This window comes from Vibrio sp. 378, assembly GCF_033339435.1.
This window is the reverse complement of record NZ_JAWOUO010000001.1, coordinates 386,495-401,220: the sequence shown is the minus strand read 5'-3', so window position 1 is coordinate 401,220 and position 14,726 is coordinate 386,495. Positions and strand designations below refer to the sequence as shown.

The 14,726-nt window shown below is 42.4% G+C and carries 10 protein-coding genes; 4 read left to right on the top strand and 6 right to left on the bottom strand.

The annotated features are described in order from the left end of the window. Window positions 1-4 precede the first annotated feature (4 nt). Window positions 5-1,303, bottom strand: coding sequence for a hypothetical protein (locus tag R7Q48_RS01855; RefSeq protein WP_256902765.1), 1,299 nt, complete (start codon window positions 1,301-1,303; stop codon window positions 5-7). 868 nt (window positions 1,304-2,171) lie between these two features. Here R7Q48_RS01855 and R7Q48_RS01850 point away from each other — a divergent pair. Next, on the top strand, window positions 2,172-5,345 hold the full coding sequence (locus R7Q48_RS01850; protein WP_054576105.1) for an AAA family ATPase: 3,174 nt from the start codon (window positions 2,172-2,174) through the stop codon (window positions 5,343-5,345). Window positions 5,346-5,479: 134 nt separating this feature from the next. Here the strand turns inward: R7Q48_RS01850 and R7Q48_RS01845 are convergent, their stop codons facing one another. After that, the gene (locus R7Q48_RS01845) at window positions 5,480-5,953 is read right to left on the bottom strand and encodes a DUF1842 domain-containing protein (protein ID WP_005373450.1); all 474 of its coding nucleotides are present in this window, start codon (window positions 5,951-5,953) and stop codon (window positions 5,480-5,482) included. A 283-nt stretch (window positions 5,954-6,236) separates the two neighbouring features. Between R7Q48_RS01845 and R7Q48_RS01840 the strand changes: the two genes are divergently transcribed. The 3 genes from R7Q48_RS01840 (at window position 6,237) to R7Q48_RS01830 (ending at window position 9,873) form a co-directional block, all read left to right on the top strand. After that, entirely contained in the window at window positions 6,237-7,631 is a 1,395-nt protein-coding gene (locus tag R7Q48_RS01840; RefSeq protein ID WP_318132124.1) for an FAD-dependent oxidoreductase, read from the top strand. Window positions 7,632-7,786: 155 nt separating this feature from the next. Then, a complete protein-coding gene (locus R7Q48_RS01835) occupies window positions 7,787-8,113 on the top strand; it encodes a hypothetical protein (RefSeq protein ID WP_005373454.1) in 327 nt (108 codons plus the stop codon). Between the two features lie 470 nt (window positions 8,114-8,583). Further along, window positions 8,584-9,873, top strand: coding sequence for a linear amide C-N hydrolase (locus R7Q48_RS01830; protein ID WP_017635214.1), 1,290 nt, complete (start codon window positions 8,584-8,586; stop codon window positions 9,871-9,873). 146 nt (window positions 9,874-10,019) lie between these two features. On the opposite strand, the gene R7Q48_RS01825 is transcribed toward R7Q48_RS01830, so the two are convergent. From R7Q48_RS01825 to R7Q48_RS01810, 4 genes are all read right to left on the bottom strand, one after another. Next, window positions 10,020-11,063 carry a GMP reductase gene (locus R7Q48_RS01825; protein WP_005373458.1) on the bottom strand — a complete coding sequence of 348 codons (1,044 nt, stop codon included), beginning with the start codon at window positions 11,061-11,063 and terminating at the stop codon, window positions 10,020-10,022. Between the two features lie 436 nt (window positions 11,064-11,499). Continuing rightward, the gene (locus R7Q48_RS01820) at window positions 11,500-13,041 is read right to left on the bottom strand and encodes an NAD(P)H-hydrate dehydratase (RefSeq protein ID WP_262657053.1); all 1,542 of its coding nucleotides are present in this window, start codon (window positions 13,039-13,041) and stop codon (window positions 11,500-11,502) included. An 86-nt stretch (window positions 13,042-13,127) separates the two neighbouring features. After that, window positions 13,128-13,565 (bottom strand): PAS domain-containing protein, encoded by a 438-nt coding sequence (locus R7Q48_RS01815; RefSeq protein ID WP_005373463.1) that lies wholly within the window; start codon window positions 13,563-13,565, stop codon window positions 13,128-13,130. Further along, window positions 13,565-14,569, bottom strand: a complete 1,005-nt coding sequence (locus R7Q48_RS01810) for a response regulator (RefSeq protein WP_005373466.1) — start codon at window positions 14,567-14,569, stop codon at window positions 13,565-13,567. The genes R7Q48_RS01815 and R7Q48_RS01810 overlap by 1 nt, the downstream gene beginning before the upstream one ends. Window positions 14,570-14,726 lie beyond the last annotated feature (157 nt).

Below are 14,726 nucleotides of genomic sequence, written 5' to 3'. Positions count from 1 at the left end.
GAAATCATCCATGGGTGGCGACAAAACCTGGCAATCCGGTTAACTGATAATAGAAACTGACCTTATCCCCTCCCCTCGCTTCGAAGTAATGGTGTTCAACAGCTTTGGGCTTGGCATCCACATAAAAAGTCATGTCGGGTTTAGGATGTGTAATACCGGAGTCGTATTGTCCGACCATGGCATCTCCGTAAGTATCGATATGGCTGTAAATGGCGAGGATACGTTTTGCCATATCTGGCACATCTTTCGGCAGCTCTACGGTGTTGCCTTGCAGCATTTTTATTCCACCATCTAGCTCAAAAATCTCGCTTTTGAGCAACATGGCTTTATTAACATTAAGAATTTCTCCCAGATCAATTCGATCATCTATCGCTTCCGGTTGGCAATGGTTGGAATGTGCATACTCTGCTTTTTTCCATTGTTGATTAAATTCCGTCTCCCCGATGACCATCATGGCGCGCACAGATACCTGCTTGGGGATCATTTCGCCTTGAATATGTAAATATTGAACCAAATGTTTCGCGATGCTGAGGAACCCTTCCCGACTAAAGCCATGCTGCATCGCTTCAAGTATCAGGAGATCAAACGTTTGAGTTGGCGAAAATTGGGTAGCATCTTCTTCCACGAAGGCTTCAATGTAGTCTGCGATATCGAGATCCGCGATCAATTGATTGAGTGCTTTAATGGCTCCGGGGTGAATATCTACTAGTGTCACCTGAAGCTGCTCTGCGCTAATTCGATCACTTTGTTTGTAGTGAGCAAGTAAAGGCAGCAGCAATGGTGCAAAGGGGCCGCAAGCTGGATAAAGCACTTTAACCTGTGACTTGTTGGCAAGCATATGTTGGATAGCTTTGTTTATACCACACGCAAAGCCTTTAATTCGGTACACATCTTTGATGGTGTGTTTACAGTTAAGTGGGGACATCACCAGCCCAGACGTGGAAATGTACTGTCGGGTCAGTTCCTCTTGAGTGAGTTTAGCCAGAGAAAGAGATTGGCAAGCGTTGCCATACATGCTCTGAAAGGCTTGCACCAGTGTTCGGTGCTCAACTTTCGTCTCCTTCAATACGAGCTCAACTGCCGCAGCGAAACTCTCTTTCAGTTGCCGTTGGCGTTCAGCCGTGCTGAGTTGGTTTTGGAGCATAGCCTCAAGTTGAGTCCGTAATGAGTACTTAAGCAGCTCATCCATTTCGGGTTCAGCAAAACCAAACTGTTGAGTTTGTTGCTGCACTTCTTCAACACCGACCGTCTCACGAGATTGAGGACGTTGCTGGTAGAATTCTATAGATGAGCCTTTTTGCATAATTCATGAACCTCACTTGCCGCTGTAGCAGTAGTTAATGATGTAACACACCTGTACTTGAGAAAAACATATGCCAGAGGTCCGCGTTACAATATCTCAGCTCCCGGCTCTAACTTCATAAACCGTACTGACAAAATTGGGCAGAAAAATTGAGATAAAAACAGTTCTAATCCTGTAAATTCAGAGAGTAGTAAATAGTTAGGGTAATAGGCCTTTCGATGTGATTCTTCTAAAGCAAGCGCTTGCCAATCCCCTCGATGGCAAGATCGTTTGACATATGGCAGCCACGCAGTCTCCTTAATAGAGGTAAGCGCGGCACTCAAGTGTGGTGTAATATGAAAGCCTTTTAACAGGCAGAAAAAGCCAATATCCATAGTATAAAGCCAACTATTTATAATATTGAAATTAAAATAATTTTTTCGGCAGTTATTTTGAAATTGCCGATATTTGATTTATAGACTAGAAAAAATCAGTTAGCCAGAATAGAGATCAAAAAAAACACTAAAAATAAGATTGTCAATTTATATCTCTAAAATTAAAGAATTTAATTTTTAAAGTTTAATGAAGTCCAATATAAGTTTAAGGTGTGCAATCTTTTAAAAGATATAAGTTTAAAGATATTTAAAAAAACTTATTAAGAAAAACATGAACTCACAAAGATAAATATCAAAATTATTAATAAAAAAACACCACTAATATAACAATGAATTAAGGTGGTTTGAAGATTAAAATGCCCATTTCATTTTCATATATAACATTTTAACTACTAGTATTATATATGTGGTGAAATAAGATAAATTTATTCACTCAACATATCCAATCGATTCAGGTTTACTGGGAAAAGCTATACGTTACAACGGAGTGAAATATGGCAAATAGGGATGGAAGAATTCCACTCAACGTATTACGACTCAAAGAACTGAGAAAGAAATTAGGACTGAGCCAAGAAAAACTGGCGGAAGAATGCTTTCAACAGGGTTTTGTCGTATCTATTGCTTCTATAAAGCGAGCAGAGTCTGGGGCGAATGTGCTGTATCGTACCGCATCCAATCTCGCGGAATACTTTTCTGTCCCCGTAGAGGACCTTTTAATAGATCGGGCCTCAGAACCATTATTTACAAATGTATCTTCATCACCACCATATTTTTTTATTTTTGCAATCGAAGCAAAGTGTGATTTGACCGCAAAGGCTCTGCAAACCTTACTTCTCAGCCAAAACACTACACCCATAATACAAAACCGAACGTTTGTTCTTACTTGGTCTTTACAGGAATCGGACGAATATATTTTTGAGCGAATTCGACAACTAGCCCTTCAATTAAAGGTTGCTCTTTCGGCTTCGATTCGGTCTTTTATCAATGTGAAATACATGCATCGAATCACTGAGCTATCGGAACATCCGAATGCGATAACCCCAATCAATGAAATCCTAGTTAAAATCCCTTGGGGAGAAATAGCTGCTTGTCCTTGCTTTATCTCGTCCAATTGTGCCAGACCAATAAAACCTTTTCTAACAGGAGAGCCAGACTTCAACAACTGGCATTTTGTATCCTTACACCAAAACCATACTGACTGTTTCGTAGGGCGTAAACTTGAACTAGAAACATTGAATAGCGGAATCAAGCGATGGCAAAAACAAGAAGCAGGCCAAACGTATTGTATTACTGGTACCGCAGGGATAGGAAAGACCAGCCTACTCAACCAGGTCATTTCGTCTTTGAGTCGTTCTTCGTGTTTAACCACAGAGATTCAAATCCTGAATCATGGCAGTGCTGATCTCTTGTCCCCTCAAAATATATTCACTCGGGCAATTTGTTCATTTACTCGTGAAGATACCGATGATTCTATTCGTCAGCAGACTGTCGAGTCATCAATTCCCTCTTCTTTCCATCTCTGCCTTTATTGGTTAATGGGGGTAACACTCAACGAATCAGAAAAACAGCTGCTGAACTTAATGGAGTTCCAAACGCTGAAACAAACGATAGAGCAATCTATCCCTTTCTTAATTCAACAACGGCAGACCAGCAAACCGCATTTGATTATTGTTGAAGATGTCCATTGGGCCGACGAGGTAATGTTGGCATTTCTTGAGACACTGCTACCTTATATTACAAACACCAATATTTTACTCTTTCTGACGTTTAGGCAGCAAAAACGACTTAGTTCCAAACAATCTTGGTTTGCCAACGTGAATCTAATCGAACTTAGGGAGTTATCATCTGAAGAGTCTTACGAGTTAGCTTGCTCAATCACATGCCAACAGAATAAACATATCAATGACTGTATAAAGCTTGCGAAAGGCCATCCTCTATACTTACGCCAAACACTACTTTGTTCTCAGTTTGATAAAGACGTTCCGGAGTCATTGGAACATTTAGTTTCGATACAATTAGCTCAACTTCCAGCCCAAGATCGCCAAGCACTCTGTACTGCATCTGTGTTGGGGCAGTACTTTCAACTGGAGCAACTGCGTGAAATCACTCGAATTCCCGGCTACGTACCAGATAAGTTAGTCGACGCTGGCTTAGTAAAACTCAATGGCGATCAATACCTTTTCCATCATGATTTGATTTGTAATGCTGTTTTCCGTCAAATAGACAAGTCACAGTGTTCAAAAATACACATGGCCTGCGCAAAATGGTATGAGAACCGAGATCGGTTCTTATATGCAGTCCATATCAATCATGCCAAGGGCGAAGGTGTATTTACTGTTCTTGACCAGACCGCCAAACATTACCTGAGCAATTATCAATTTGAAAAAGCACTGACTCTTATTGAATACGCTATTAAAGAGTCACCTAAAGCACAGATGGCGTATGCACTAAATATGAAAGGAAACTGCCTGTATTCGATGGGACGCATCAAAGAGAGTATTGAGGTTCTTGAGCAAGCGATTCATCACACAGAAAATGATTCTGAACGTGTTCAATACTATTTAGACCTCATTAACCCCTACCGTTTAACCGACAACTTTGTACAAGCGATGTCGATTTTAGACCAAGCCCAAGCCCTGTGCGAAAAGCTGACGTTAAATAAATCTTTGTGTGAAATTCACTCGATGAGAGGTAATATGCTGTTCCCCACTGGGCAGCTAGACGAATGTGAGAAAGAACATTTACTTGCATTAGATTACAGTCAACGAGCAAACTGTTTTCGCGCGAAAGCAAAATCGCTTGGCGGCCTCGGTGATTGTGCCTACGCACAAGGAAAAATGGCTCGCTCATACGAGTACTTAACCGAGTGTTTGCAACTGTGTGAAGAGCATCAGTTGCTTTCGATTGAAACTGCCAATCGCTACATGCTGGCAACAGTGATGATCTATCAACTGCAATCTGACGAAGCACTAAAACAGGCTCAGCATGCCTCGAATCTTGCCTATCTCACGGCAAACCGCCGAGCAGAAATTGTTTCTAGGCTTACGGCTGCATGGATCTTTCTCGACCGTAATGTCTTGGTGCAAGCTGAAAACGAAATCTCGACCGCTCTACAACTTTCAAAACAGCTTAATGCTCATCGATTTGTCGCTTTTCTTTTGGAGTCCAGTGCAAGATTGCACTGGTATCAGGGAAAAGAGGAGAAAGCCCTTTCGGACATCGACACGGCTCTAGATCTTGTTCATATCAATAAGCTACACAATTTTATTGGTCCTTGGCTCGTATCTACCAAGGCACTTATTTGTGGCGATGAATCAACGGCCCTCTCCGCTTTGCGCACTGGTGAGGCTTGGCTAGAATCTACCTGTGTTGGTCATAACTATTTACGCTTTTACCAACAAGGAATCCAAGTAGCGTGGCAGTATAAGCAGCCTACGCTACTTCGAAAATATCGCGATAAGCTGTCTAACTTCACCCAAGAAGATCCGCATCCATGGGGTGATTTTTATATTGAACAAGCGAATCTGATGCTTGCCTTACTCGACCAGTCCAGCTCCGTCTCTGAGTTGTTAAACTTCAATCAGGCCGCGCGTAAGCATCAACTGAACCAGGCTCAAATAAGTGTTGATGAGCTCGACCATTGGCTCTCCACATCTACTCAACCATGAAATATTCAATAAACGAAGAAAGTCGATTAATTGCACCGTCAAGTCATCGTGTTTACTCGATTTACCTCGTCAAACACAGATATTCGAAACCATCGAATATCTGTGTTTTGGCACAGTGTCATCGCTGATGAGATTTATGCTGGCGCAAGATCATTTTGCTCCACCTTAAAGTTCTCGATGCTAGGAACATGCTCAGGCAAAAGTAGAGTAACGCGTTGATTTGCTGCTTCAATCCATTTACCTGAACTATTTTTATATCGATAGAATGCCACGCCTGACTTCCAATCATCATTAAGTAGGAGGTTGAGCGTTACGTTATGAAGATCAGCTCCTAAAGGAGCAATGCCTAGGTAAGGCTGGTAGCCCTGCAACGTCACCATGATATGACAATCACGCATCGTGCATTGATAGTTGAAACTACCATTGAGATCAGACACCACATTTAACGGTGGGTTAACGGCCTGAAAGATATGTCCTTTACCCACTATTGATTTGTCTTCGCTGGCCACGAGTAGATTAACATCGAAGCTCACTCCTCCAGGTAAGCCGTTACCAATTTGATAATGAGCAGTAAAAATTGCTTGTGATTCTTTTGAGTCCATTTTCATTGTGTTCTCCAACTGAATTTATTGTCGTTAGTGACCCATTCAATGTAGATAACACGTCATTCTGGTTCAGTATCAATTTAGGCTCAGATCTACTTGACTACATAAATTATCTACGGTCACGCAGATGCCGATCGTTCTTTTCATCAACCAGATATTGTTGCTCTCTCGCTGATGCTTTTGGCGATTTGTACAGAACAACTGATACCAAACTGATATGGTGAATGTATGCATTTGGTTTAATATTTGAACAACTATTCAATACATAAGCCAAATGGAAAAAATAATGGAACATGAATGGATGCAGGGAACTAAAGAAAACCAAGTGGTAGAACAGCACCCTAACCCTCAAATACAACGCCTCGCTGTACTTAGCGCGTACTCAATCTCAGGCAATAATGCCAAACTGTTTATTCAGAAAATGGATAAGTGCGGTTTTCCTAAAGAACGATTACTGACACCTCTTGAAAACACGGTTTCACCGGTTCCCGGTTTGAACCAATATCAAGTCGAGTCACTCATCTTCAATACTCGCTATCAACACCAACCCTTTGTCATTGTCATGTGCGAAAGTACGCAAGAAGTTCAGCAAGCCTATCTAACAGCAACTCAATTCAATCTCCCGATTCGTGTTCGCTCAGGAGGGCATGATCACGCAGGTGAATGCAGTGGTGACAACGTCATTTTGATTGACGTGAGCAGAATTAAGACCTTCCAATTGTGTGACAATATTGCCACCATTGGTGCTGGCTATCGCTTCTATCAACTGACACCAAAACTTGCAGAGCATGATCGAATGATTGCACATGGAACCTGTGCCACAGTTGGGTTGACTGGCTATATTCAAGGCGGAGGATGGGGCCCTTGGACGCGAAAATACGGCATGTGTTGTGAGCACCTAGTGAGTGCAACCGTGGTATTGGGTGATGGTACGATCACAGAAGTCTCAGCAGAGTCCAACCCTCACCTATTTTGGGCACTAAGAGGCGGCGGAGGCATGAGCTATGGCATTGTTACCGAGCTACGCGTAAAAACATTCCCTTTACCCAAAGAGATCCACCGCTTCGAGCTTCAGTGGAACCTCTATCCAAAAATCAACGGTATGCTTCAGCCAATACCAACGCACCCTACCATAGATGTGCTAAAAAATTGGGAGCAGGCTATAAAAAGCCTCGATACGCCTAAACTTCTTGGCACCAACTTGCAAATTGATGCTCTGCCTGAATCATCTAACCACTGTGATATTGAAACCATCAGCCATCACTGCACCATGTATGGCTACTGGGAAGGAACAGAACAAGATCTTCACCAATTTATAGCCGTTCAATTTGGCGCTTGCTTCCCTGATTTAGTTCAAGTCTATGAAGCACATGGCACTGACTTTGACGGGAAGAAATACGATCACTCCCTGATGAGCACATGGGGGCGCGATTCTTTGTGTCAAAACGGTTCTCCTTTCCCTCCCGATTATGACGCCCCAGCACCTCACAAAATCACTTCGCGATTGGTGTCAGAGCGAGGTCTTAAACCAGAAGGCTATACTGCACTTTTGCAAAGCTTAACTTCACCTTTGATAAAGCCAGAGAAGCTGATATACCGGGAACCTATGGTGCCTTCATCAGCTTTAAAGATCCGGCAATTCCGACAAGCGTTTATTTTGATCGAAGCTACCGCGACTTAATCGGTATAAAAGAAAAATACGCTAAGGATAAGTTTAATCACCTTAGAACTAATAAGACCATCATTTAACATCAATATGCATCTTAAAAAGCATATATTAACAGAACGTCATTTGGCCGTTCTATCACGTATAGAAATTAAAAAAGAGGAAAAATTATGACAACTAAGGGTTCATTTTACGTTAAAAATAACTCCAACGATAAAATCACCGGATATGTGAGATTTAAAGACTCTCCGGAAATGGAGGTTCATTTCGACTTGAATATTGGCGAACAATCTGAATCTGCTAGTTTTGAATCCGGTGCCGCTACCCATGACTCCTGGTATTACAGTTTCAAAAAGGCAGGTAAAACCTATACTGGGGACAAGTCCTGTGCATACTATGCAAAAGATGAAAATAAAGGCCCCGTCGTTGTAGAAATCTTTAATGATAATTTAAAAATATCTCCACCACTTAGCGGTTCTTGTGAGAAAACTTTATAGCTGCTCACCTGATTCATCACTTCGCCCGAGACAGTTGCACAACTTCTCGGGCAGTTTCATTTCTCGGTATTTGGATTGAAGACTCTCCCCATTTTCAATCACAATCTGAAATTGTTAACTTTATGTTCTCACTTTATATCACCACTGCAAGATAATCGAATAAATACAAATCACTTTTAAAATAAACTTTAAATCTAGAGTAACCAAGATTGAAAAAATAAATATATTATTAATTTCTAAGATCAAAGAGTTTTACTTAATACATCACTTTTTATTTTAACTCTATCAACTGATACTAAACTGCTACTGACGTTTTTTTATTGAATGCTTAACTTAATAGCATGCGCTTATCTCAATGGCTAAAACCATTATTAAAGCGCAATTCATCTATATCCACGTAATCTCTAAGCATTTGATTCAGAGGGTTTCTTGGATATTCATCATTCAGATAAACAACGGAAAGCATGGCTATGTGTACAGATGTTAATATCAATTATGGTTGCAACAACCAAACCTTATCCGCTAGAACCATGGAGTTTGCAGTTAACCTTCAGACCGAGATTTGGTTTAGAGCCCAACAAACTTACCAAATTACGACCTTTACTTCCGACGGAAAAGCCGACCGTGTTTTCAATGGTCAGCCGCCAAAACGTCACAGTAAAGAATGTGAGTTTCGAGCAAATTGGCAGGGAGAGTTGAGCTTCATACACTGCAATGCCATTACCCGGTATAATAACCCTCTTTTAACAGCTGATGGCATTAATGAATCTGGCCTTTCTGTTGGGTCACTGTACTTGCCCATTCTCAATCAAAATGTATCGACCTCTCACATCCCTGATGATGCCTTTGCATTAGGCAGCGGCCTGTTTGGTACTTTTATCTTGTCTACGTTTAATACTGTGGACGAGATGGTGACCTACTTCACCACCCACCCCGTTTACGTGTTTAACTCGACTATTTCAACTGGTGAAACAGAGAGTGACAACATGGCTTTGGACCAGCATTTCGTGATTCACGATGCAAATAATGACAGTGCCGTCATTGAGTTTCTTAACGGTAATATGCATATCTATCGAGCATTCAAAGAAAGCGATATGTTCAGCAAAGAGGAAAATCAGCAAGCACGCTATCAATGTACCGAATACGACTTTGATGATTATAAAGTGGTTGTGGACCACTCCTACGTTGGAGTAATGACTAACTGCCCAAATTACCATTGGCATGTCAATCACCTCTCTTATTTTTCCAATTTGCGCAACTACAACCCAGAACCGAACAATGAAGCAACCATGCAACGTCATGTCCAAGTGCCTGGCCCACTTCAATCAATCAATGGCGCTGGCTTGATGGGTCTACCCGCCGACCCAACACCGCCGTCTCGATTTGTACAAACCTATGCAATTAAGCAGTTAAGCGAACAACCAACTAACTTCGACGAAGCCTTCTCACTCGGACAAAAGCTACTTAATCGCGTTGATATACCTTTGGGCATCATGGCGAATGAGTTTGAGACATCCGATAACCCTGAAGTCTTTTTTAGTGATATTACCCAATGGAGCGTTATTAGACATAACAGTCATCAATCACCCGCGTTCTATCTGCGTACTTACGGAGACATGACTTGGCGAGTCGCTAATGTCAAAGACTATATTGGGTTAAATAGAGACTGTCAGATTTCAAGCGTTTTACAGCTCATGCCAGTTACAACATCATTACCGTTTGAACAAGTCGAATCTCGACCAACTATTAAAATCGCTTAGAGTTAATTTTGAAGCGCAAACAAATGAGAAGCAAAAAGCCAGAGTAAGAAATCAATCTCACTCTGGCTCATAGCTGCATATAGTATAGTTTTATCTGCTATAGATATAACGTATGGTTGCTTTTACACTTGTTACATTCAGTCGATTTACTCTTTACCGAACACGTTGTTCTCTTGTTCTTGAACGCGGATGAATGTAGTACGCTTGGTTAGCTCTTTAAGCTTTGCTGCACCTACGTATGTACATGTTGAGCGAACGCCTCCAAGGATGTCTTGAATAGTGCCGTGAACGCTACCACGGTATGGCAATAATACGGTTTTACCTTCGGCCGCACGGTAGCCAGCGACACCACCTGAGTGCTTATCCATCGCGCTCTTCGACGACATGCCATAGAATTTCATGAACTTCTCGCCGTCTTTCTCGATCACTTCGCCGCCTGACTCTTCGTGACCCGCTAGCATCCCGCCTAGCATTACGAAATCCGCGCCACCGCCGAATGCTTTCGCTACGTCACCCGCACAAGAACAGCCACCGTCACCGACGATCATGCCACCAAGGCCGTGCGCTGCATCACCACACTCGATAATTGCAGAAAGCTGCGGGTAACCAACACCCGTTTTTACACGAGTTGTACATACAGAACCTGGGCCGATACCCACTTTAACGATGTCTGCACCAGCTAGGATTAGCTCTTCACACATATCACCAGTAACCACGTTGCCTGCAGAAATGACCTTGTCTGGGAACTCTGCTCGCACGCGTTCAACATACTCGACCAAATGCTCTGAGTAACCATTTGCAATGTCGATACAAATGAAAATAAATTCATCTGAAAGTGCCATGATGTCTTTGGTTTTTTGGAAGTCTGCGTCAGATGTCCCAGTAGACACCATAACGTTATTCATGGTTACTTTATCTGCTGATTTAGCAAACTCAGCCCAATCTTCTACCGTGTAATGTTTGTGAACAGCGGTCATTACACCATGCTCAGCCAGGGCTTTAGCCATTGCAAAGCTACCAACCGAATCCATGTTTGCTGCGATTACTGGCACACCAGACCATTGACGACCACTATGCTTGAATGTAAAATCGCGGGTTAAATTTACTTGAGAACGGCTCTTAAGGGTAGAACGTTTCGGGCGAAACAGTACATCTTTAAAACCTAACTTAAGTTCTTGTTCGATACGCATTGTGTAATTCCTTGATTCATATGTATATGTGTCATTTCAGAGTGCGTAGTGATTTCGTTGGCAGACGAGTTCACTGTTCTTCGGACACAAAAAAACCGGAGCGTTGGCAGACGCTCCGGTTTTCAGCATTATAGGCTGTGATTTATTTCCTACAAGTCTGATATTTGAATTTTTTTTGTGATACCATCTTGAAAATCGCATATCAAAAACGATCCCCAAGTCACCAAAACCTCTTATTATTTATAACTATCAACAACTTGAGAAAGCACTTAAGTTAACCCATTGCGCAAACCTTTGCGTCATATCTTAAAAATTAAAACGCATCACCTCTCAAATCTGCCTAAAACTCAATCACCTAATACTAAGATGCCCTGCTAATTCGAAAAAAAGTACTCAAAAAAATCGACCAATTTTCTCAGCAATGCATGAAATCTAATTAATTTCGATAGAGCTCTTGGGTGATAGCGGTACGAAGAGTGCTAACGACATCACTTGCCAAAAGACCAATTTGACCATTCTGACTCACGTTTATATCAGCAGCATGACTGTGAAGTACCACACCTAAACGTGCGGCAACAGAAATTGGTAAACCTTTGGCTAGTAATGCACCAATGACTCCAGATAACACATCTCCCATTCCCCCCGTCGCCATTCCGGCGTTACCCGCTAGACAGACGTACATTCTCGTTCCATCGTAAATAAGAGTCCCCGCGCCTTTTAAAACCACTACACCGCCATAACGCTCTTGCAGTTGTCTTGCAGCAGAGTATCGGTCACTTTCTATTTGTTGAATGGTTACATTTAGTAGTCGAGCAGCCTCTCCAGGATGCGGCGTGATCACTCGATGGTTGTCGTACACCAGAGTGCCATCGCATCGCTGGCTCAGCATCGCTAGAATATTGAGGCCATCAGCATCAACAACTTTAGGTTTCTGCTCTTGAGCCAGATATTGATAGGCTTGATAAGCCCACTCATCATCTCCAAAGCCAGGACCAAACACTAATACGTCAGCCCAGCGAATGCGTTTAGTTAAGTCGTTCTCAGTATCCCTGAGTAAGTCAGCGGTGATGCTCTGGCTCATTACTTCTGGGCAACCAACCTGCAGTGGAATAAGGCTACTCGTGTGAGTAATTGCGGCAGTTAAACCCGCTCCGGCTCTAATCGCAGCGGAGGAACATAAACGAATCGCTCCAGACATCCCTTGGTTGCCACCAACACAAAGCAACTTCCCGTTGTCACCTTTATGGACCGTTGGATTTGGCTTGGGCATTAATCTTGAAACAACCTGATGATCAATACCTAATGCACTTTCTACTTCGATAGTATCAAACTTAGTATTGACGCCTAAACCACAAAAGTAGAGCTCGCCAACGCGATCTCTCGCTTGTCCAGTGCATAAGCCTTGCTTAACCCCAATGAAGGTTACAGTATGCTCGGCACGAATTGCATCACCTAAAACTGCACCTGTATTAGCACACAGACCAGAAGGAACGTCGACTGCAATCACAGGGGTATGAATTTGATTAATTTGGTCAATATAGCGACGATACTCCGAACGAACCTCACCGCTTAAACCAGTACCTAACATGGCATCAATGATCACATCTGCTTCTAGCAATGCGGTATTCCATTCATCCCAATCATTGTTAACACCGTCGATTGACTGCCAATCTTGGTATGCGCGCAAAGCATCACCTTTTAGCGCAGATACATCACCAATTTGGAAAACATGTACATTGAGTTGAGCTTGTTTCGCAAGAGATGCAAATACGTAACCATCGCCACCGTTATTCCCTTTACCGCAAATCACTAAGATATTTTTTGATTTAGGATACAGATGTAAAAAGCGCTCATACACGGCCATACCAGCGCGTTGCATTAAGCTATACATAGAAACACCAGCCATTTGCGCAGCCAGCGTTTCACCGTTTTTTACTTGCTCTGCGGTGTAGAGTTTTAGGGCGAGATTAAAGTCCATGTTCACGTTCTACGCATTGGGAAACACAATTATAAGTATACAAAAAAGCCAAGGCGGACCTTGGCTTTTGAGAAAGTTTTTTATCGCTATTGATTCTGAGACATCAGAGCTTCAGCCGTCGCGTCTTGTATAGACAAAAACAACGAGTTGATTTTTCCAGTCGGTGTGCGCATTGGGTTCAACGTAACATTCTGGTACATAAACTCCGCTTGCTGCGTAACTGGTCGAACATTGCGACAGCAGAATAAGTAAGGTCGTTGTCGCCATGTGATGAAGCTACGGCAGCCTAGGTCATACACTGGTTTTGTTTTTAATTTAAACCACTCCTGTGGGATTTCAGGGAAGATATCAAATATAGAACGACCAATCGCATCATGAGACTGCAAACCACTGTGATGAGTCATAAACCCATTCCAGACCTGTACATTGTAATCTCGATCAATGACCACTAAGCCCATGTCGACGTTTTGTACCATATCCACCATCCAATGGAATTGTTCAAACTCTGCTGGCATATTCAACATTAGAACTCCTCCATTAGATAAGACAGTTTGTTATCAAGCAGCGGCAAGGATTCATCCACAAACATAAACAACAAGTCACAACGAATCGACGTTCCTTCAATGTTGTAGCTCACTTCGAATGTCATCGTGCGGCTGAATGCTCCAGTTGTAGATTCAATGATCGAGTCAATTGAGATATGCTGACCAAGGAGTACTGGTGGACTTTGGAAGAATCGGACTTCAGACTGCTCGCCTAAACCATTTAAGAACGACCCCACCAAAATATTAGAAATATCCATTAGCAGCTCAAGCTCTTCTAGCTCTTCGCTGTCTGCTGGTACTTTCATCAACTTTTTGAGATCAGATACGCTTGAGTCACTCAAGATCACTAGCGCTTCGCCAGCAATACCTTCGCCACAAAATCCCTGACAAACACCCGATACGTTGTCATGCGACGCCAAGTCGCGTAGCGCCATGTGAAGTTCGCTCACTTCAAAGATATTGACGTTCGGCAGAGGTAGTTGCACAAACACGTCAAAGTGACGCGCCAACGCATCGGCTGCTCGACCAATTGAAACGTTAGCCACTTCCATGTAAATATCGCGACGACGTAAAATCGGTAACTCAATAGAGACAGGCGTGATAATTTGAGGACGAGGTTCTGGCTCGACCAACTCTTTAAGCGCCTTCTTGAGTTCATCTTTGGCGATCGGTTTTTGAATAAACGCTTTTGCACCCAGTGCGAACACGCGCTCTTTCGCTTTAGGTTGGATATCCCCCGACACAACAACCACCGGAGTTTTATCCCCCAACCGTTGCATGTGCTCTAGTGTTTCAAAGCCATCCATTTCTGGCATGGTCAAATCAAGAAACATCAATTTAAACTCGTTTTTTTCGAGTTCTTCTAGCGCGTTTTTTCCGTGGATAGCAAACGTAATATCGGCATTCAATGTGGCTGGTAGTGATCTCGCCATCTGTTTGCGTGCTAACGCTGAATCATCACAGATGAGTACGGGAAAAGACATTCAATCACCTTTTTATATTCCACAATCTGCGCCGGAGTCTAACAGATTGTTACAGCATGTAATACGAGAAAACTGACGAGTTTTTTATTTCTTTATTATTCAATAAGCATACGCAATATGAATGAATGAGTGAACAAAATGACTAAAAAGCAAGCAT